At 62.1% G+C, this 20,262-nt stretch carries 18 protein-coding genes and 3 tRNA genes; 11 read left to right on the top strand and 10 right to left on the bottom strand.

Annotated elements, in window-relative coordinates; translation table 11 throughout:
- Positions 1–3: 3 nt before the first annotated feature.
- The 4 genes from ftsH to tilS form a co-directional block, all read right to left on the bottom strand.
- Positions 4–2,010, bottom strand: coding sequence for an ATP-dependent zinc metalloprotease FtsH (gene ftsH, locus CLV85_RS02825; protein ID WP_100388083.1), 2,007 nt, complete (start codon positions 2,008–2,010; stop codon positions 4–6).
- Positions 2,011–2,182: 172 nt separating this feature from the next.
- The gene (locus CLV85_RS02820) at positions 2,183–3,616 is read right to left on the bottom strand and encodes a serine hydrolase domain-containing protein (protein ID WP_100388082.1); all 1,434 of its coding nucleotides are present in this window, start codon (positions 3,614–3,616) and stop codon (positions 2,183–2,185) included.
- 10 nt (positions 3,617–3,626) lie between these two features.
- Positions 3,627–4,178, bottom strand: a complete 552-nt coding sequence (gene hpt, locus CLV85_RS02815) for a hypoxanthine phosphoribosyltransferase (protein WP_100388081.1) — start codon at positions 4,176–4,178, stop codon at positions 3,627–3,629.
- Complete coding sequence (gene tilS, locus CLV85_RS02810; RefSeq protein WP_100388080.1) at positions 4,168–5,211, bottom strand: tRNA lysidine(34) synthetase TilS; 1,044 nt, start codon at positions 5,209–5,211, stop codon at positions 4,168–4,170. The genes hpt and tilS overlap by 11 nt, the downstream gene beginning before the upstream one ends.
- A 48-nt stretch (positions 5,212–5,259) precedes the next feature.
- Between tilS and CLV85_RS02805 the strand changes: the two genes are divergently transcribed.
- Entirely contained in the window at positions 5,260–5,751 is a 492-nt protein-coding gene (locus CLV85_RS02805; RefSeq protein WP_100388079.1) for an inorganic diphosphatase, read from the top strand.
- Positions 5,752–5,866: 115 nt separating this feature from the next.
- On the opposite strand, the gene CLV85_RS02800 is transcribed toward CLV85_RS02805, so the two are convergent.
- The 3 genes from CLV85_RS02800 to CLV85_RS02790 all read right to left on the bottom strand — a co-directional run bounded on the left by CLV85_RS02800 (position 5,867) and on the right by CLV85_RS02790 (position 9,597).
- Positions 5,867–6,685 carry an SDR family NAD(P)-dependent oxidoreductase gene (locus CLV85_RS02800; RefSeq protein ID WP_100388078.1) on the bottom strand — a complete coding sequence of 273 codons (819 nt, stop codon included), beginning with the start codon at positions 6,683–6,685 and terminating at the stop codon, positions 5,867–5,869.
- Positions 6,686–6,736: 51 nt separating this feature from the next.
- Positions 6,737–8,056 carry a peptidoglycan DD-metalloendopeptidase family protein gene (locus CLV85_RS02795; RefSeq protein WP_229820367.1) on the bottom strand — a complete coding sequence of 440 codons (1,320 nt, stop codon included), beginning with the start codon at positions 8,054–8,056 and terminating at the stop codon, positions 6,737–6,739.
- Positions 8,057–8,322: 266 nt separating this feature from the next.
- Entirely contained in the window at positions 8,323–9,597 is a 1,275-nt protein-coding gene (locus tag CLV85_RS02790) for a M23 family metallopeptidase (RefSeq protein ID WP_100388076.1), read from the bottom strand.
- 189 nt (positions 9,598–9,786) lie between these two features.
- Here CLV85_RS02790 and CLV85_RS02785 point away from each other — a divergent pair.
- From CLV85_RS02785 to CLV85_RS02765, 5 genes are all read left to right on the top strand, one after another.
- Positions 9,787–9,862 (top strand) — tRNA-Glu (locus CLV85_RS02785).
- 24 nt (positions 9,863–9,886) lie between these two features.
- Positions 9,887–9,960: transfer RNA gene (locus CLV85_RS02780), tRNA-Asp, on the top strand.
- A 79-nt stretch (positions 9,961–10,039) separates the two neighbouring features.
- Positions 10,040–10,112, top strand: a tRNA-Phe gene (locus CLV85_RS02775).
- Between the two features lie 359 nt (positions 10,113–10,471).
- Positions 10,472–10,912: a hypothetical protein gene (locus tag CLV85_RS02770; protein ID WP_100388075.1), complete on the top strand. Its 441-nt coding sequence runs from the start codon at positions 10,472–10,474 to the stop codon at positions 10,910–10,912.
- Positions 10,913–11,029: 117 nt separating this feature from the next.
- Entirely contained in the window at positions 11,030–11,422 is a 393-nt protein-coding gene (locus CLV85_RS02765) for a hypothetical protein (protein ID WP_100388074.1), read from the top strand.
- Positions 11,423–11,503: 81 nt separating this feature from the next.
- Here CLV85_RS02765 and ypfJ read toward each other — a convergent pair whose 3' ends face one another.
- Positions 11,504–12,370, bottom strand: coding sequence for a KPN_02809 family neutral zinc metallopeptidase (gene ypfJ / locus CLV85_RS02760; protein WP_100388073.1), 867 nt, complete (start codon positions 12,368–12,370; stop codon positions 11,504–11,506).
- A 94-nt stretch (positions 12,371–12,464) separates the two neighbouring features.
- Here ypfJ and CLV85_RS02755 point away from each other — a divergent pair, with 94 nt between their 5' ends.
- The 4 genes from CLV85_RS02755 to CLV85_RS02745 all read left to right on the top strand — a co-directional run bounded on the left by CLV85_RS02755 (position 12,465) and on the right by CLV85_RS02745 (position 16,236).
- Positions 12,465–13,499 (top strand): formylglycine-generating enzyme family protein, encoded by a 1,035-nt coding sequence (locus tag CLV85_RS02755; protein ID WP_268249125.1) that lies wholly within the window; start codon positions 12,465–12,467, stop codon positions 13,497–13,499.
- A 28-nt stretch (positions 13,500–13,527) separates the two neighbouring features.
- The gene (locus tag CLV85_RS13570; RefSeq protein ID WP_268249126.1) at positions 13,528–13,662 is read left to right on the top strand and encodes a hypothetical protein; all 135 of its coding nucleotides are present in this window, start codon (positions 13,528–13,530) and stop codon (positions 13,660–13,662) included.
- A gap of 157 nt (positions 13,663–13,819) precedes the next feature.
- Positions 13,820–14,614: a tryptophan-rich sensory protein gene (locus tag CLV85_RS02750; RefSeq protein WP_100388071.1), complete on the top strand. Its 795-nt coding sequence runs from the start codon at positions 13,820–13,822 to the stop codon at positions 14,612–14,614.
- On the top strand, positions 14,614–16,236 hold the full coding sequence (locus CLV85_RS02745; protein ID WP_229820369.1) for a DHA2 family efflux MFS transporter permease subunit: 1,623 nt from the start codon (positions 14,614–14,616) through the stop codon (positions 16,234–16,236). Before CLV85_RS02750 ends, CLV85_RS02745 begins: the two co-directional genes overlap by 1 nt.
- A gap of 84 nt (positions 16,237–16,320) precedes the next feature.
- On the opposite strand, the gene CLV85_RS02740 is transcribed toward CLV85_RS02745, so the two are convergent.
- A complete protein-coding gene (locus CLV85_RS02740; protein ID WP_100388070.1) occupies positions 16,321–18,435 on the bottom strand; it encodes an acyl-CoA dehydrogenase family protein in 2,115 nt (704 codons plus the stop codon).
- Between the two features lie 198 nt (positions 18,436–18,633).
- Between CLV85_RS02740 and trxA the strand changes: the two genes are divergently transcribed.
- A complete protein-coding gene (gene trxA / locus CLV85_RS02735) occupies positions 18,634–19,035 on the top strand; it encodes a thioredoxin (protein ID WP_100388069.1) in 402 nt (133 codons plus the stop codon).
- 80 nt (positions 19,036–19,115) lie between these two features.
- Here the strand turns inward: trxA and CLV85_RS02730 are convergent, their stop codons facing one another.
- A complete protein-coding gene (locus CLV85_RS02730) occupies positions 19,116–20,183 on the bottom strand; it encodes an ABC transporter substrate-binding protein (RefSeq protein WP_157847471.1) in 1,068 nt (355 codons plus the stop codon).
- Positions 20,184–20,262: the final 79 nt, after the last annotated feature.

Raw genomic sequence — 20,262 nt, 5'->3', positions numbered from 1 at the left:
CCCCTAGGCCGTTGCTACACCCGGCGACTTGCGTGGCCGTGAGGTGCGTGCCGGCTTCGATGGCGTGGTGTCGTCGCCGTCGCTCGCTTCAGCGTCCGCTTCAACAACCTTCTTCTTGGGAACCTTGATGGGAGGTAGTTGCGAAACGGGGCGGGCGTCGCTCGAAAGCCACTGCGGGCGCTCGGGCAACTTGGCCATTCCCTTGAAGATCTTGTCGAGCTCAACGTGGTCGAGCGTCTCTTTCTCCATGAGTTCGCGGGCAAGCTTGTCGAGCACCTTGCGGTTCTCGTTGAGCATCTGCCATGCCTCGTCGTGGGCCTGCTCGATGAGCAACCGAACTTCGTCGTCGATGAGCTTGGCCATGTCGTCGGAGTATTCCCGGCTCGAGCTCATATCCCGGCCCATGAAGGGTTCGCTCGAGGCGCTGCCCAGCTTCACGGAACCGACCTTGGCACTCATGCCGTACTCAGTGACCATGCGACGGGCAATCGAGGTTGCCTTTTCGATGTCGTTGGATGCGCCGGTAGTGGGGTCGTGGAACACGATTTCTTCCGCGACGCGGCCACCCATCGCGTAGGCGAGCTGATCGAGCAGTTCGTTACGCGATACGGAGTACTTGTCTTCGAGCGGCATGACCATCGTGTATCCAAGCGCACGACCGCGAGGAAGGATCGTGATCTTGGTGACAGGGTCGCTATTGCGCATCGAAGCGGCGGCCACGGCGTGACCACCCTCGTGGTAGGCCGTAACGAGCTTTTCTTTCTCGTTCATGAGGCGCGAACGTCGCTGCGGCCCGGCCATAACGCGGTCGACGGCCTCGTCGAGAGCACGGTTGTCGATGAGCTGCGCGTTGGAGCGAGCGGTCAACAGGGCTGCTTCGTTGAGCACGTTGGCGAGGTCTGCACCGGTGAATCCGGGTGTCTTGCGAGCAAGAACTTCCAGGTCGACACCTTCGGCCATGGGCTTGCCCTTGGCGTGCACTTCGAGAATCTGCTTGCGGCCGCCCTTGTCGGGAGCATCCACACCAATCTGGCGATCGAAGCGACCCGGGCGCAGCAGCGCGGGGTCGAGAACGTCAGGGCGGTTGGTTGCAGCGATCAAGATCACGTTGGCGGTGGCGTCGAAGCCGTCCATTTCAACCAGCAGCTGGTTGAGGGTCTGCTCGCGCTCATCGTTACCGCCACCGATTCCGGCACCACGGTGGCGACCAACAGCATCGATCTCGTCGATGAAGATGATCGCGGGCGAGTTCTGCTTGGCCTGCTCGAAGAGGTCACGAACACGGCTTGCACCGACACCCACGAACATTTCGACGAAGTCAGAACCGGAGATTGTGTAGAAGGGCACGCCAGCTTCACCCGCGGTGGCCTTGGCCAACAGAGTCTTACCGGTTCCGGGAGGGCCGTACAGCAGTACGCCCTTCGGGATGCGGGCGCCAACAGCCAAGAACTTGGCCGGCTCCTTCAGGAAGTCTTTGATTTCTTCGAGCTCTTCGATGGCTTCGTCAGCACCAGCGACATCCGCGAACGTTGCTTGCGGGGTGTCTTTACCCACGAGCTTGGCCTTCGACTTGCCGAACTGCATGACCTTGCCGCCGCCACCCTGCATGCGGCTGAAGATGAAGAAGAAGATGATGCCGATGATCAGGAACGGCAGCATGATCGAGAGGAACGAAACAAAGAAGTTCTCCTGAGGAACCTTGTCGTTGAACTCCTTCACGTCGGCGCCGTTGACCGCAGAAACGATCTCGGTGCCACGCGGTGCCACGTAGTAGAACTGCACCTTCGTGCCGTTGTCGCCGTCAGCTTTGGAGAGCTCGAGGTCAACGCGCTGCTCACCGTCAATGATGGTGGCTGAGGACACCGTCGATCCCTGAAGAAGGTCGAGGCCCTCTTGAGTGGTGACCTCTTTGTAGCCCTCGCCCAGGAGCAGGCTCGCGGCGATCGAGACGGCGGCGATACCGATGATGATGTACGGGACCGGGCCGCGAAAAATGCGCTTAAAATCCATGATGTTCCGAGTCGGGTGACCCAGTACCTCTCTCTGAAGAAACGTGCTGCAAGGTTACCGTTATCGCGCTGCAAGCGGACTGCGTGTTTTCCCTCGGCGTAATGCCTGCCGGGCCCCGCTGTGGTTGCTCAGCACGCAGCCATGGTCGCGGCGAGCGCTGATGTCTGCTGCGCTACTCGCTTTCGGCTGTAACGGTGAAGGTCTGAACGCGCGGCGGAAGCTCCGGGCTCATCAAGATGTGGCACTTGAGTCGCCCGCGCTCTCCCTCGATCGTCCAGTTCGTGGCGGCCGGAGTATCGCTGAGGGTGCGCGGCACTTCGGCCAGCGGAGCGCTCGTGAGCGGCCCCACTTCGGCGATGGCTTTCGCAATCCCGGCGATGCGCTCTGTCCACGGAACATCGAGCGCCAGGTTCACCGCCGCGAGCTCGTCGGCGGTGGGGGTATCCCACTGGCGAACAAGCCCGTCGAACACGTCGCGCGCTGCAAGAGTTTCGGGCCACGCCGGAGCCGGCGTCGTCAGCTCGCCATAGGCGTTGAGTGCAGCCTGCAGAGCCTGAGTAGCGGGAATCGAGGATGCGGCAAAGGTGCCATTCTCAAATGCCACGATGCCGAGCCCGGTCGGCGCGTGCCAGCGCATGTGGGCACTCACGCCGGGGTAACCGCCCGAGTGCGACACGATCTTCGTCGTGCCCTCATCGATGAACAGGCCGTAGCCATAACCATGCGCGGTCGGCTCGGAGAACTCGGCGGTCTTCGACATGCCCTCGGGCACGGCGCGCTGAATCTGCTGAAGTTCGCGGCGGCTGGCGGCAGACAGCGGTCCGTCTGAGGTGTCCTCCGGATCGAGGGCACCAGCGAGCCACAGCGACCAACGCACGAGGTCGGTCGCGCTAGAGAACAAGCCCCCCATGGCCGAGAAGACTCCGGGCCCGGTGAACGGCTGAACCTGCCACTGCCCATTCGCGAGCCGGTAGCCGAGGGCGACATCGGCATCCGGGTCTTCTTCGAAGCGGGTCGAGGTAAGGCCGAGCGGTTCGAGAATTTCGGCGGCAATCGCCTCGATGTAAGGGCGGCCCGTGATCTCGGCAATGACTTCGCCGAGCAGGGCATAGCCCAGGTTCGAGTACTCGAAACGAGTGCCTGGCATGCTGGAATAGCGGATGCCCGCCGCCATGAACTCGTCGAGCTCGGCCCGCGTCATTTCTTCTACGCGGTCGCCCCACGGGTTATCGGTCGGGAAGCCCGCCGACATCGTCATGAGCTGACGCACACTCGGAGTGACGGGAGCAGCAGCTGGCTCGAGAGCGGTGAAGGCGGGAACGAAGTCAGTGATCGGAGCATCGAGATTCAGCTGGCCACGATCGCGCAGCATCAGCAGCATTGTGCACGTGAAGCTCTTCGTGCACGACGCGATGCGAAACACCGTGTCGCGATCGGGAGCGTTGCCCTCGCCAAGAACCTTCTCGCCGTAGCCGCCCTCCAGCACAATGCCATCGGGCCCGAAGACCGCGAAGAACGATGCTGGGGCCTTCTGCTCGGCTACCCGATTTTCAAAAAGACCAACAATCTCGTCGGTCGCCTGATCAATTGCTGCCTTCGCCCGCATTCAGTCGGCCCTACGCGTAAACGTGGGGTGCGAGCACTGCGACGCCGCGCAGGTTGCGGTACTTCTCGGCGTAGTCGAGGCCGTAGCCCACGACGAAAGCGTTGGGGATGTCGAAGCCGACGTACTTGACATCCACTTCGACCTTGGCGGCATCCGGCTTGCGCAGCAGGGTGCAAATCTCGACCGAGGCAGCACCGCGGCTGCGCAGGTTGCCGAGCAACCACGAGAGCGTGAGGCCAGAGTCGATGATGTCTTCAACGATGAGCACCTTGCGGCCCTCAAGGTCGCTGTCGAGGTCTTTGAGGATGCGAACGACACCCGAGGACTGCGTGCCGGCTCCATACGAGGAGACGGCCATCCAGTCCATCTCGAGCGGCAGGCTGAGTTCGCGAGCCAGGTCGGCCATCACCATGACGGCTCCGCGCAGCACACCGACCAGCAGCAGCTTCTCGCCGGCGTAGTCTGCCTCGATCTGACGCGCCATCACGGCGATCTTCTCGTGGATTTCTTCCTGGGTCAGAAGGACCTCGCTGAGGTCTCCTTCGACATCGCTAAACTGCATCGCGTTCCTCACTGTGGGCCGAAAAGTGGAGTAGGTTCTCTCGTCGTTCAACCCTAACGCCGGGAACGTCGATCGGTCCCTGCCCCCTCCAGTCGGTGACAAGCCTCGCGATCTCCAGAGTGTGGGTGCGACTGAGCGACACATGGAACTCGCTTGCCACCGCCAACCTAATTAAACGCTGGCGAAGAGCGGCGGGATTCGCAGCGAGCGCGCGCACTGGTAACGAGATTCCGGCCTCTGAAATCTCGGCCAAATCTTCGGCCATTTCTTCGGCAAAATGATCGAGAGCGTCGGCATCTTCGCGTGCTTGGTCTGCGGTTCGCACTAGTGCGTCGCGGATGCCGGGCCCCAGTTCGCTTTCCAGCAGCGGCAATACGGTCTGCCGCACCCGCACTCGCGTGTACGAGGTGTCGAGGTTGTGCGGGTCATTCCACGCCACGATTCCGGAGTCTTCGCAGCACTGAACGGTCGTGGTTCGCGCGATGGCAAGTAACGGCCGCAGGTACTGGCCGGTGTCGGCTGCCATCCCTTTGAGGCTGCCCGCTCCGCTGCCACGGGCGAGGCCGAGCAACACGGTTTCAGCCTGATCGTCGAGGGTGTGGCCGAGCAGCACACGGATGGCGCCGTGCTCGGCGGCGGCTTCGGCGAGCGCCGCGTAGCGCGCGTCACGGGCGGCAGACTCGGGGCCTCCGGCGTCACCAACGAGAACCGAGCGGATGTCGACGGGGTCAAGCCCGAGGTCGCGTGCTTGCTGCGCGGCGGCGGCAGCGACATCCGCTGACCCCTCTTGAAGGTTGTGATTCACGATTACGGCACCAGCTCGCACCCCGGCCTTGGACGCTTCGAAGGCCGTCGCGGCCGCCAGCGCGAGCGAGTCAGGGCCGCCACTGAGGGCGACAAGAACGAGCGGTTCTGAGCCGGCAGTGCCCGCCGACAAGCCTGCGGGCACCGGCAACGAACTCAGTGCGGTGCGCACTGCACGCCGAACGTCAGCGATTGCGGGCGTAAGACGGGGGCGCCGTTCGGAGTGCATCCAGTAACGTTATTGCAGCAACCCCACATTTTTCTTAGGAGCAGCTACATGGCCGCATACGACGTTGTCGTTGAGATTCCGCGCGGAAGCCGGAACAAGTACGAAGTTGACCACGAAACCGGTCGCGTATTTCTCGACCGTTTTCTCTTCACCACCTTCGCCTACCCCACCGACTACGGCTTCTTCGAGAACACTCTCGGCCTCGACGGTGACCCCGTTGACGCGCTGATTCTGCTCGACGCCCCCACCTTCCCCGGCGTTGGCATCTCGGTTCGCCCGGTTGCCGTGCTCAACATGAGCGACGATGGCGGCATCGACTCCAAGGTCATTTGCGTTCAGGCCAAGGACCCGCGCTGGTCGCACATTCAGGACTTGAATGACGTTCCTGAGTTCACGCGCAAGGAAATCGAGCACTTCTTCGAGCACTACAAAGACCTCGAGCCCGGCAAGTGGGTCAAGATCGACGGTTGGGGCGACGCTGCTGAAGCGGAAGCAATCGTTCAGGCTGGCTTCGAGAAGCTCAAGGCCGAAGGCCACTAGGCAGTTCTCAGCGCACACCGCGCTCCACGATCAATGGCGGATGCTTCGGCATTCGCCATTGGCGTTTAACAGGTCACAACGGCTCAGCGGCTCAGCGCCTCAGCGTCTGGTGGGCTCAGCGCCCGGTGAACTCATCCATTGAGTTGTAGACCTTGAACACGCGCCCGGCCACAAAATCCCAGGCCCGCGTGGGCAGCAGTCCTTTGAGCCCGCGAGCGAGTCCCACCGTCCACGGCTTCATCAGCAGGGGCTTCCCGCGCAGCATCGCCGACCACGCTGCCGCGGTGGCTTTCTCGGGCGTCATGATCGGGGTCCACAGCGGGCCCCGAGCTCCGGCAAACATTCCGGTGCTGATGTAGCTGGGCGCGAATGTCGTTACGGCGATCTGCGCGTGGCCCGCCTTGGTCAGTTCGAGCCGCAGCGAATCGCTCCAGCCGATCATGGCCCACTTGGATGCCGCGTAGACACTCATGTTCGGATTCGATAGCGTGCCTGCCGCTGACGCGATATTCAGGATGCGGCTGGGCGCTCCGCCCTCGATCATCGCGGGCAGCAGTTCGCGCGAAAGATACATGGCCGCAAGCGTGTTGATCTGCATTGTCGCTTCGATGTCGCGCGCCGCGTCGTGATCCCAGAAGTAGCCGCTACGCACGATGCCCGCGTTGTTGATGAGCACGTGTGGGGTTCCGACTTCGGTACGGATGCGCTCGGCGACTGACTCGATCGCCGTGCGTGACGAGAGATCGACAACGTAACTGCTGACGGAACCGCCCGCAGCGCTCAGAGCGGCGGCCGCGACATCCAGAGCCGTGGCATCGACATCGAGCAACACCACGTGGGCTGCGCCCTCAGCGACTGCTCGCTGAGCATAGATCTCGCCCATGCCGCGGGCAGCACCCGTAATCACAACGATAAGTCCGGCTACTGAGTCCACGGCGTGCTCCCTCTGCCCGAGACTCCGTTGCCTCAAGCGTGTGCTCAGACTTTAGCCGAGGCCAACGCCCTTACCCGACATGAATGACACAGGGTTCGTGGTGTCCCACCCGTTGGGGCGCACCTCGAAGTGCAAGTGGCAACCAGTGGAGTTTCCGGTGGTTCCGACCTCGGCGATTTTTGCTCCGACAGACACACTCTGGCCGTACGACACCTTGATGCCGCCGGGCGCGATGTGACCGTAGGCGGTGCGAACGCCGCCAGCGTGCTCGAGGATGATGTAGTTTCCGTAGCCGCCATTCCAGCCGTAGCCCGCGTAGACGACGGTTCCGCTGGATGCCGCATAAATGTTGGAGTAGCAGCCCGCACCAATATCGGTGCCCTTGTGGAAGCTGGAACCGTAGTTCGAGCTGTAACCGTAGACCGAGGTGATGTAGCCATAAGCGGGCTTCGTCCAGCCGTTGGCGCTCGAGGAACCTGAACCGCCACTGGAACCGCCGGATCCCGCGGCGGCCTCGGCCGCAGCTGCTGCTGCCGCGGCTGCAGCCGCTGCAGCGCGCTTCTCGCGTGCGATGCGCTCCGCTTCGCGCTGCTTGACGCCCGCCTGATAGTCGGCTTCTGTTATGACGCGCTCAGCGGTAAGGGCCGCAAGCTGTGCCTCGAACTCGACCTTGCGCTCCTGCTGTTCCGCTACAGCCGTTTCTGCGGCCGCTGCTGCTGCTTGAGCTTCCTCAAACGCTTTTTCGGCGGCGATCTTCAATACTTCGAGCTCAGCGCGGGCCACTTCTGCGGCATCTGACAGCGACTGAGCGGTGTTGCGGGCTTGGACTGCGCGATCGAAGAGAGCTGAAGTCTGCTGAGAGATCTTCGACGACATGCCCAAGTTGTACAGCAGAGCGTCGGCGTCTTGAGAGTTGGCAAGAAGATTGGTGGTGACGTCGCCGCCGCCGGCGCGCACGAGGCGCGAAGCAAGCTCACCGATGCGCTGTTCGGCGTCATCTGCTTCGGCGCTGGCGTCATCCGCCTGCTCTTGCAAAGTTTCCGTCTGCGCGGATTTGGCCTGGTACTTCGTGTCGGCCTCTTGCCACACGTTTCCCTTTTCTTCGGCATCCTTTTGAGCGGCAACGGCCTGAGCTTCAAGCTCAACCAGGGCGGCTCTAATGCGGTCGACTACTTTTTGAGTCGCCGCTTCGTTGTTGCGGGCCTCGGTGACTTCACTCCACGTGGGGTAGTCATCGGCGAACGCAGCCTGACTGGTTCCAGCGACAACGCTGACGCCGACGACAAGGCTGAGCGCCGCAGCGAAGCTGATGACGCGAAAAGATTGTGAGCGAAGCCTAGACTTTGCTGCGGTCCCCCGACTCGCATGCATGACCTTCAATTGTTCCCCTAAACATCGTTGAGCGCCGACTAATGGCCATTAGTCACACGAATAACATTGACCACACTAACAACATGCGACCCAAAAGTCTCAACCTTTTGTTGAATGCAATTGCGACGTGGAGGGGCCCTTGTCGGCGCGGATGCTGAAGAGCAACTTCTCGGCCCGCGCTCGACCATCAGGATGCTGCGGAAAATGGGCGCTGCAGAGTTACGAGAACGTCGCCGTGAGCGGAAGCGCGCGCACGCGCTGAGGGGTTAGCCGAGCTGGATGCCTTGGCCCGCCATGAACGAAACGGGGTCGGTCGTATCCCACCCGTTGGGGCGCACTTCGAAGTGAAGGTGGCATCCGGTGGAGTTTCCGGTTGTACCCACGCTGGCGATCTTCGTTCCGACAGCCACACTCTGGCCGTACGAAACGTGAATACCGCCGTCGACGATGTGACCGTACGCGGTGCGCAATCCGCCAGCGTGCTCGAGGATGATGTAGTTTCCGTAACCGCCATTCCAGCCGTAACCGGCGTAGACGACGGTTCCGCTCGACGCCGCGTAAATGCCAGCACCACAACTCGCACCGATATCGGTTCCCTTATGGAAGCTGGAGCCGTAGTTCGAGCTGTAGCCATAGACCGACGTGATGTAACCACCGGCGGGGCGAGCCCAGCCGCTCAGGCTGATCTCACCAGCATCCAAATTCGGAACCTGAGCCGCTGCCTCCGCAGCCGCACGGGCGGCCTCGCGCTCGCGCACACCCTCCAAGTAGCTCGCCTCAGTTGCCTTACGAGCAGAAGTCAGGGCGGCAAGCTGAGCGTCGAACTCGATCTTGCGCTCTTGCTGCTCAGCGAGAGCTTCTTCGGCGGCTTGAGCCGCCGCCTGAGCCTCAGCGAACGCTTCTTCAGCGGCGATCTTGAGGATCTCCAGCTCAGCGCGAGCAACTTCAGCAGCATCGGTCAGCGACTGCGCCGTATTGCGAGCCTGAACGGCGCGCTCGAATAGGGCGGATGTCTGCTGCGAAATCTTCGACGACATACCAAGGTTGTAGAGCAACGCGTCGGCGTCCTGCGAGTTGGCCAGAAGACTGGTAGTTACGTCGCCACCGCCGGCACGCACGAGCCGCGACGCAAGCTCACCGATGCGCGTCTCGGCTTCGTCAGCTTCGGCGCTTGCGGCATCCGCTTGCTCTTGCAAAGTTTCAGTCTGGGTGGCCTTGGCCTGGTACTTGGTATCGGCCTCTTGCCAGATGTTGCCTTTTTCTTCCGCGTTCTTCTGGGCGGCCGCGGCGTCAGCTTCGAGCTGAACAAGGGCAGCCTTGATGCGCTCGACAACCTTTTTGGTCGCGGCTTCGTCGTTGCGGGCTTCAGTGACGTCGCTCCACGTGGGGTAGTCGTCGGCGAAGGCGGCTTGGCTGGTGCCGGCCACAACGCTCACTCCGACCACGAGGCTGAGGGCTGCGGCGAAGCCAATCACGCGAAAAGTTAGGGGGCGGCGGGCTCGGGTTGCCGTGGTTCCGCTACTCGAATGCATGACCTTCATTATTCCCCTCGGCGCAAAAGTCTCAACCACTTACTGAACGTAGTATCAGGCGCCTCAAAAGTCGGGTACATTTAAGCCTGTTGGAAAAAGCGCTTCGAGAAATATCAGGCAGTTTGCTTCTCAGTTTGGTAAATCACGAAACGCACCGTATGCTTTTCCCTCGGTAGCTAAGAAGTTCTGTGACTTCGAGGCCCCATCGTTTAGTGGCCTAGGACACCGCCCTTTCACGGCGGCAGCACGGGTTCGAATCCCGTTGGGGTCACCAGACACACACAGAATTTAATAGCTTGGCCCTGTAGCGCAGTTGGTTAGCGCGCCGCCCTGTCACGGCGGAGGTCGCCGGTTCAAGTCCGGTCAGGGTCGCAAAACAGAAAGCCTCTTCGCAAGGAGGGGCTTTTTCTGTAGCAAGGGGAAACCTTTGCGCGTAGGAGGAAACTCTTACGGCTCTGTAGCTCAGTTGGTAGAGCGCACGACTGAAAATCGTGAGGTCACGGGATCGACGCCCGTCGGAGCCACTTGACCCTTTCCCGGGCTTCTACCGGGCGAGGGTCATTTTTTTGCCCTCGAGGGCTTCCGCGCCCGGCTCGGACTCAGCTTTTGCTTTCATCCTGCCGCGCTCCTTGCACCCAGCTCCGCGCTCCCTGGCTAGCCTTCTACTTTTCGTTTGACCTCTACGGAAATTCAGGAGATTCCGGAACGAGCGCCCGACAAGCCCAGGTTTCCTCTGAGACCTGCATACGGGCGTTCGCAAATCTCCTGAGTTTTCGAAGGCAGGCCCGAGCAACGTATCCATAGAGGCGAAATCTGAGTACGCTCTGTTCCCACGGAAGCGAAAACGCTCGCCGCAGAGACCAGCGTGAGGAGCCCCTACGCAGTGAGCGCACTCCTCGAGTTTCTGGTTCTACTCTTCGCCGCGTGGCTACCGGTGAACCCGATGAACCACCGAGCGCGTGATCGCCGTCTTCTTGAGGCCCAGAAAGTGAAGTGCGCGATTCGAGCGATGGATGGCCGCGTTCTTAACATCGGAACCGAGTGGAGCTTTGGCGTCGGTGAGATCGCCGATCGCCAGTTGAAGTTCTCGCCAACCACGGGAATTGTTGGCAATCGCACGGTTCCCGTGCTCTCTGTGAAGCCGATTGACGGGGATCCCCGCTTCGGCACCACCCCAGCGTGGGCAGACTCGGCGCACTTCGCAGTTTCGACGGGTGCCGGCGATTTAGCGCTGGCTTTTCCTAAGTACCTCACCAGCGAGGTCTTCGCGTTGCTTTTTCCTGAGCCGCAGCGCACTCCCGACAACACCCCACCACAGCACTGAGCCAGCGAAATTTCACCAGCTCGCAAAAGCGGCTGCGGCTACCGCTGCCGCGCCGACCCTCGACTTGGGGCATCTTCGCGAGCTAGCGATCGCGAGTTCTCATGGAAAGATTTGAGAGTGACTGAACAGATCCCCGAGGCGAGCGCTGAACCGGTTATTGACGACCAGCCAGACTTTCCGTGGCTCACCGTTGCGATCGTCGCGCAATCCATTGCGGTGGTGTGGAGCTTGTTCCCCGCGTCCGACGCAAGTGTCTCGCTCGTCATGGCTGGCATCTTCAACTTCGGCCTGCTGATTTTGCTCAAGCGTGGCCAAGGCTGGGCGCGCAGAGCGTTTCTCACCCTCAGCATCTGGAGCATCGCCATCCGCAGCTTGTCCGCGTTTCTAGAGCAGTACCTGCCCAACGATTCGTTCAACGCTGATTGGGCCAACATCCTTCTCACCGCCATCGCGGCGTACGCCGTGTTTCAGCTCACGCCCCCTTCGCGCGCTACCGAAGCGCGCCCCTAGGCACCCCGCAGGGATAATTCGCGGCCCCGCGTCAGGAAGCCCGTGAGGTTGCCGTCACGAGAGCAGAGCTCGCCGAGACCCTTACGGAGTCGCGACCTCGAACAGGTTGCAGGCGTTGGGCCCACCCTCGAGCCCGGTCGTGAACCACTGCTGACGCTTATCGCTCGAGCCGTGCGTCCACGTCTCGGGAGTTACTTGACCCTGCGTTGACTCCTGGATGCGATCGTCGCCGACCGCAGAGGCTGCGCTGAGAGCATCCGCGATTTGGGCATCCGTCACCGGATCGAGAAAAGTAACACCGTCATCGGTAGTGATGGTGGATGCCGCGCCCACCCAAGCACCAGCAAAGCAGTCGGCCTGCAATTCGAGCCGCACCGAATCAGACGACGGTCCTGACGTTTGACGGTCAAGACCCTCCATGATGCCGGTGGAATTCTGAATGTGATGAGCCCACTCGTGAGCAATCACGTACATTTCGGCGAGGGGACCGCCGGTGGAACCGAAGCGAGTGCGCAGGTCGTCATAGAACGCAGTGTCGACGTAAATCGTCTCGTCTGGCGGGCAATAGAAGGGGCCGCTCGCACTCGTAGCGCCGCCGCAGCCGGTGTTCGTTTGATCGGTGAAGAGCACAACGTTGGTTGTGCGATAGCCGTCTATCTGAGTGGCCCAGTACGTGTCCAGCGAATCGGCGGCGCCAGCGATCCGGCAATCAATGTCGCTGTTGGCCGCTTCGGCAGTAGTGCACTGCGACAACGATTCGCCCTGTTGCTGCTCGGTGCCCGAGGTGCCGCCACCGGCAAGCCCCGTCAGGTCGATACCAAGAAATTGGGAAGCAACGAAGAGCCCAATAACCAGCAGCACACTGCCACCACCAACCGCGACTCCGGTGCTGGGGCCGCGGCGAGAGACCTTGTTGGGATTGATTCGAGCATTGTCGTTGAACGTCACAGGCTGACTTTACTACCGAGATCTGACGATCGCGCAGAGTCCTCCCGAGACGCTCGGCGCTCGCGGTGCCGCCCTCCACAAATAGACTGGGGCGATGGATGACGCCCCACGTTCGAGTTGCGGAGACGCCTGCACCTGCACCCCACAACGCAGCGCGGCGGCACCCCTTGGCATGCCGCTCTCCGCGGCACCGGCAGCACCTGCCGCGCTCGATGCATCGGCATCCGCATCCGCTGCAGGCTCAGTAACGCCCGGTTCAGGCGAGCACCTCATCGAGCAAGCGCACCTTGCCGCCGGCACCTTCGTGATGGGCGACTCGTCGGGCGACCGCAACGCCGCCGATGGCGAAGTCCCGCAGCATCCGGTTTCCTTGGCCGCATTCTCCATCGACGTCACGAGCGTGACGAACGACGACTTCGCCCGGTTCGTGGATGCCACGGGCTACCTCACCGAGGCAGAAACGTTCGGAAATTCGGCAGTTTTCCATCTCGCCGTCGCCGCTCCCGAAGAGGACATTATGGGTCGTGCTGCAGGCGCTCCGTGGTGGCTCGGGGTGAACGGCGCCGATTGGAAGTACCCCGGTGGTCGTGACTCTTCGATTGACGGGCTGGGCGATCATCCAGTCGTGCACATCAGCTTCAACGACGCGCAAGCCTATTGCGCGTGGGCGGGCCGACGCCTGCCCACCGAAGCCGAATGGGAGTACGCCTCGCGCGGCGGCCTCGACCAGGCCAAGTATCCATGGGGCAACGAAGAGATGGATGCTGGCGGCTGGCGCACCAACATCTTCCAGGGTGAGTTTCCCCGCACCAACACTCTCGACGACGGCTATCTCACCACCGCGCCCGTGCGAAGCTTCGAGCCCAACGACTACGGACTCTTCCAAACCGTGGGCAATGTGTGGGAGTGGTGCTCCGACTGGTACGACGCCAACTACTACGCGACGCTTTCGGCCGACTCCCCTACTGCGAACCCCGGCGGCCCGCTCGACGGAACCGTTCGCGTGCTGCGCGGCGGCAGCTACCTGTGCCACATCTCGTACTGCAACCGGTACCGCAACTCGGCCCGCTCGCAGAACACGCCAGACTCATCGATGGGCAACGCGGGATTCCGCACCGTTTCGCTCTAGCGAGAGCGCACTGCGGTAACCTTGAGGCATGAACTTCATCTCCCTCGTCACCGTTCTGGGCAAGGCCGTACTCGTTGTTATGGGCGTCATCGTTGCCCTCACCGGCGTCATCCTGCTCGTGAACCTCGCGGTGCCCAGTCTGCTCGGCGGCCTCACGCACTAATCGCGTCGAAGCGTTTCGCGGTCGAGTTCGCATCGCTCGCGCCCTCGGCGCCGTCGCGCGTTGACTTCTGTACCTGAGCGACACCCACATCTCAGCGATTCTTAGGTTAACTCCACTCAGGGAGTTCTAGGCTGGCACTCAACCTAAGGAGAACGTAATGCGCGAATCCAGAGATGTAGTCCGGCAGATCACGGTTGCGGCGAGCGCGACCTTCGCCCTCATCGGAGCCTTCGTCGGTTCCGGAGCGTACGGCGGAACCCCAGTTCAAGAGGTCGCCGGCGGAGCACTCAGTGCTGATGCCACCGTGATCGCACCGGCCGGCTCTGCTTTCACTATCTGGAGCGTCATCTACTTTGGGCTTGTGGCCTACGCCGTCTGGCAGATGCTCCCCAAGCAGACCAACACCGAACTGCACCGCCGCGTCGGCTACTGGGTGGCCGCCTCGCTCGTGCTGAACGCCGCGTGGATCCTCTCCATCCAGTTCGACATGCTCGCGCTCAGCGTGCCCGTCATCATCCTTCTGCTGCTCGTGCTCATTCGGGCTTACCTCATTACCGTGAAGCTGCCTGCAGCGGGTGCGGTGGATGCCATCATCACCGACGGCACCATCGGCCTCTACCTCGGTTGGGTATGCGTTGCCACCGCCGCGAACATCGCAGCGTGGTTGAACGCCATCGGCTTTGACGGCTTCGGAATCTCGCAAGATGTCTGGGGCATCGTCGTTGTCGCGGTAGCCGGCGCTGCCGGAATCGCGCTCGCCGCCCGCGGCCGCACCCACTTCGCTCCGGCGCTCTCGCTGAGCTGGGGACTCGCGTGGCTTGCGGTCGCCCGCCTCACCGGTGACCTTATTTCGCAACCTACCGCGATCGCTGCCATCATCGCTGTCGCTGCGGTTCTGACGAGCACGGCCGTGTTCGCCATCGCTCAATTGCGAGCCGAACAGAAGGCCTAGTGAACGACATCGCACCGTCACGGCGACGGTGGTGGGGGCTTCTCTTCATCAGCATCGCCGTGGCGTTGATCATCGTCGACTCGACGATCGTCAACGTGGCGATCCCCTCGGTCGTCGAAGATCTCGATCTCAACTCCACGCAGGTGCAGTGGGTGCAAGAGAGCTACACGCTTGTTTTCGCCGCACTGCTGCTCGTGTTCGGCACACTGGCTGATCGCTACGGCCGACGCCGCGTTCTCCTTATCGGTGTCGTCGTCTTCGCGCTTTCGTCGATCCTCGCGGCGACCGCAGCAAGCGGAGAGCTACTCATCGCCTCCCGCCTCGTGCAGGGCATCGGTGGAGCAATGATTCTCCCCTCCTCGCTCTCCACGATCAACGCCACCTTCCGCGGCCGCGAGCGCGCCATCGCGTTCGCTGTCTGGGGTTCCACCATCGGCGGAATGGCGGCGGTGGGCCCGCTCCTCGGCGGCTGGCTCACGACGTACTACTCGTGGCGCTGGGCCTTCGGCATCAACGTGCCACTGGGCGTCATCATCGTTATCGGCATCCTGATCTTCACGATTGAATCGAAAGAGCCCTCCGCCCAACGACGAGTGGATATCGTGGGCGCCGCTCTCTCCGTAGTGCTGTTCGCGTCGCTGGTCTTCGCTCTCATTGAGGGCCGCAGCTACGGCTGGTTCTTCAGCGACACCCCTCCCGCGTTCTGGACGTGGGACGTCTCCCCGATCCCGTTCGCGTTTGCTCTGGCGCTGGTGAGCGGCATCGTGTTTGTGCGCTGGGGCTTCGCTCGCGAGCGCGCCGGCAAGTCAACGATGCTCGCGTTCGGGCTGCTGAAGATTCCATCGTTCCGTAACGGCAACATTGCCGCGATGATCGTCTCGCTCGGTGAGTTCGGCATCATTCTGTCCCTGCCGTTGTGGTTGCAAAACGTGCTGGGCTATGACGCTCTGCAGACCGGTTTCGTCATCCTCGCTCTCGCGATCGGTTCGTTCGTCGCGAGCGGCTTCGCGGGTGCATTCGGCAACAAGGTCACGCCCGTCACGATCGTGCGGGTCGGAATCGGCGCCGAGATCGTTGGCGTACTGATCGTGGCGTTCGCGTTGAGCCCGGATGCGCAGTGGTGGCACATCGCGCCCGGCCTCTTCATCTACGGCTTCGGAGTCGGCCTCGCTACCGCCCAGCTCACGAGCGTGGTGCTCAAGGACGTGCCGCTCAGCCAGTCGGGCCAGGGATCCGGAACGCAGAGCACGGCCCGCCAGGTCGGCTCCGCGCTCGGAATCGCCATTCTCGGCACCGTACTCTTCGCGAGTCTCGGTACCGGGCTCGATGCCAAGCTCGCCGACCGCGCCGACATTCCCACTGAAGCCCGCACCCAGATTGTCGATCTCGTCGTCGACTCCGCGGGCACCGGCATCAGCGCGCTCGATGCTCAGTCACCGGATGCCGCAGCCGACGCCCGTCAAGCATTCACCGACTCGACACGGTATTCCGCACTCGCGGCTGCCGGTTTCCTTGCGTTTGGATTCCTCGCCAGCCTGCGTCTTGACGCGGGACGTCGCGGCGACGATGACGCCGAAGGCACCGCAGCAGGCGAGAGCTCAGCGACCACGAGCGAAACGTAACCAACCGCTCAGCCCCGAGCTGTCGACGCAGAAAAGGCTGGTGCCCCGCACAACGCGGAGCACCAGCCTTTTTGTTCGACGCGTTTAGCGGCGCTTCTTCTGTTTCAGGTCTTTCTCGTGCACGGGCTCTTCACCCGAAGCACGGCGCGCGGCGCAGTAGTCGCGAGCCTCGTTCTGGCGCTTCGCTTCGATACCCGAGGCAATCGGTGCGCGCACCAGCTCGTCGGTCAGACCGAACGCGGCCACGAGATCCAGAGCCTGCGGACGCAAGCGCGGCAGCAGGCGGTCGTCGATGTAGTCGGTGATGGCCTGCGCGCGGTTCGTGGAGATGCGACCGTGCATGAGGTACCACGCGAGGTTCTTCTCGATCAGGCTGAAACCGAAGAGGTCGCGCAACCAGGTCATGACCTGAGCAGTGTCTTTGTCTTCGATCTTCTCGAGGGCGCGAGTGAACGCCTCCCACTGCAGCAGCTCGGCATGCGCCTGGGCCGTCATGATGAGCTGATTCTGGTGACTATTGAAGAGAGCGGCAGCCTCAGCCTGCGGAAGCTTGCTGGCTGATCGCAACTTGCCGGCGACATCCGCCACCATCGTTTCGACGCGATCGGTGAGCAGCTGGCGCTGGGAATCAGTGTCCCGCACGTAACCGATCGAACGGGCAGTGGAACCGAAATCCACCACGTTCTGGGCGAAGCGGCGAAGACCCGTGCGGTTGACGGCAGCCTCGTTGACCTGGTCGGCGACGTAGTGAGCCATGGCGCCAGCATCCGCCCCCGCAAACTTGCGCGAGTAGTCGGTGAGCAGTCGCTTGGCGACGAGCTGGAGCAGCACGTTGTTGTCGCCCTCGAAGGTGGCGTAGATGTCGAGGTCGGCGCGCATCTGCGTGAGGCGGTTTTCGGCCATGAAGCCGGAGCCACCACAGGCCTCGCGAGCCTCTTGCAGGGTGTCGAGCGCGGCCCACGTGCTGAGCGGCTTGAGCGCAGCGGCGATCGTTTCGAGGTCTTGACGGTCAGCATCGGTGTCGGTGCGGCCCGAGAAAACTCCGTCGAACTTCTCAAGGAACTCCTCGTGCGCGAACGACATCGCGTAGGTCTGAGCCAAGCGCGGCAGAAGTCGACGTTGGTGACGCTGGTAGTCCAGAATCACTTCTTCGTTGGTGTTGCTGGATGCCGTGAACTGGCGGCGTTCCGAGCCGTACTTGATGGCGATGTTCAAGGCCAGCTTGCTCGCGAGCACCGCGGCGCCATCGAGCGAAACGCGGCCCTGGACGAGCGTGCCGAGCATCGTGAAGAAGCGACGACCGGGGCTGTCGATGTCGGAGGTGTAGTTACCGTTCTCGTCGACGTTGCCGTAGCGGTTGAGAAGGTTGGTGCGAGGAACGCGAACGTGGTCGAAGTGAAGGCGGCCGTTGTCGATACCATTCAGACCGCCCTTGAGGCCATCGTCTTCGGTCGAGATTCCGGGGAGCGGGCCGCTGTCGTCGCGCAGCGGAACGTAGAACGCGTGAACGCCGTGGTTGACGTCTTTGGTGATGAGCTGAGCGAAGACCGTTGCTGCCTTGCCGTGGAGCGCTGCGTTGCCGAGGTATTCCTTCCACGCTGCGCGGAACGGGGTGTTGATGACGAACTCATCGGTGTCGGCGTCGTAGGTCGCGGTTGTGGCGATGCTCGCGACATCCGAACCGTGACCGATCTCGGTCATCGCGAAGGCGCCAGGAGTCTTGAGGCTCATGATGTCGGGCAGCCACTTGTCGTGATGCTCTTTCGTGCCGAGGTGCACGACGGCAGAACCAAAGAGGCCCCACTGCACGCCCGACTTGATCTGCAGCGACGGGTCGGCCAGAACGGTTTCTTCGAATGCGGCAATGTTTCCACCGTGGTTGTCGTCGCCGCCGAGCCCAATCGGGAACGCGCGGTGAACGGCTTTGTTCTCCACGAGAAGCGAGAGCTGGTGCAGCACACGCTCGCGATGGTCTTCCATGGAGAGACCGTCAACGCGGTGGAACTCGGGGTTCGACATCAGGGTGCGCGACTCTTTGCGCTCTTTCGCCCACTTGCCCAGCAGGTATTCGCCCAACCACTCAACGTTGATGGCGGGGGCGGCGTCTGTCGTTGCGGCGGGGGAAGTTGCGGCGTCAGGGGCTGCGGTGGATGACTGCGGCGCCTCGTCGGTCGCCGTGTGGTCGTGAACCTGGGTCATGGCTATCTCGATTCGTGAAAGTTCGGTAATTGTCACGTTACGAGCGTTGCCCGCGGCCGCAAAGTGTCTCGTTCACGGTCAACCAAGTGGACGCCAGACCCACCGCATCACTTTGTGCATAAACGCAAAACAGCCGCCATAGCGTTGTGGGAATCATTATTCAGTTGCCGTTGTTGGGCTCCGTGAAAGGATGTAACTATGTCGACAATCACTCTCACCTCAGAAGACTTTGGCCAGGCGGTCACTAAAGACGGAATCACGCTTGTAGATTTCTGGGCTGAATGGTGCGGTCCCTGTAAGCAGTTCGGGCCCATCTTTGAAGCCGCAAGCGAAGCCCACCCGGACATCACGTTCGGCAAGGTAGACACCGAAGACCAGCAGGAGCTCGCGGGCGCTGCCGGAATCACCTCGATTCCAACGCTCATGGTTTTCCGCGAAGGCGTGCTCGTCTTCTCTCAGCCTGGCGCTCTTCCCGCACCCGCTCTCGAGCAGGTCATCGAAGGCGCTAAGAACCTAGACATGGTCGAGGTTCACAAGCAGGTTGCTGCTCAGCAGGCTGCCGCCGAAGCTGGCGAAGCTCCCACCGAGCACTCGCACTAGCCGGTAGCGCCACCGCAGACCACAAAGGCCCCGTCGACACCATGTCGGCGGGGCCTTTTCTGTGCGCGAACTAAGGCCGCCTACGGAGCACCAATCGACGCAGCCAGGTCTGCGACGAAAGCATCAACTGCCCACGGCACGGAGAGCGCAGTGGGTGCGAACATGCCCAGAGTCGGCTCATCGAGGAAGCCCGGATAGTGAATGACCCCGTCAGCCCCCGTAGCACTCGCTTCAACGAACGTTACCCAATAGGGCGCACCGACCGGGTCCCCGATATAAATCAGCACATCGGTGTCAAGCTGTTCGACATCGTCGGCCCACAAGTAGTACACCTTGCCGCTGTCCGATTCTGAGTTGTAGGCGACAGTTGAGTCATCGGCGTAAGTGAAACCGAGTTGCTCGAGGAGAGCCGCGACCGCAGTGTTGGATTTACTGTAGGCAACAGAACCTCCTTGCGGCGAGATGACCGCGATGGTCTTTCCTGCGAACTCAGGATGCGCCGCAGCATGCGCCGCCAACGAATCGTCGATAGACGCTAGGTGAGCCTCAGCCTCAGGCACGTGACCAACAATCTGCCCCATCTGGAGGAGGGTTTCGCGCCACGAGTCCGAAGAACTGAACTCTGGAGAGTCAAGGGCTGAAAGAGGTGGACGGATCGTCGGGGCCACCTCAGGCAGATCATTATAAAAGGCAAGCCATGACGTCGGATCCATGTCGAACGGTTGAAAAGGCAGCGCCGTGACGATTACGTCTGGCGAGACTGCTTCAACATCGGCAAGAGTGTCACCGTCGAGAGGATCGATGGTCGGCACCACGCCGGCGCCGAGCGAGCCGATCGCTTCCTCCCGCCAAGGACCAAGCGATCCGCCGCCGGAGGCGACCGGCGCGATACCCAGCGCTAGAAGCGAATGCGTCTGCTGAGCGCCGAAAGTGAAGATGCGTTCCGGCGCTACTTCGAGCGTGGTCTCCCCACCCGAGTGCACGACTGTTGTGGGAAACGGGGGTGCAGCTGTCTCAGTGGGAGCGGGCCCACCCGCTGGTGCGGCCGTAGGTTCGGGCTCCGCGGGCGGGCTGCAAGCGCCGAGCACTACGAGCGCCGTTACCCCTACCGCAGCGATGGACACCGTTCTTCTCAACACTGTAGACATCTGCATCCCCTAACGAAAAGTGAGCGAATTCTCACTTCACGGTAACGAGCGAGGCGCCTACCTACCCTTCTGGTCCCAA

It is taken from the genome of Salinibacterium amurskyense, assembly GCF_002797685.1.
GTDB classification, from domain to species: Bacteria; Actinomycetota; Actinomycetes; order Actinomycetales; family Microbacteriaceae; genus Rhodoglobus; species Rhodoglobus amurskyensis.
The sequence above is the reverse complement of the archived record's forward strand: the minus strand, read 5'-3'. Positions and strand labels throughout refer to the sequence as shown.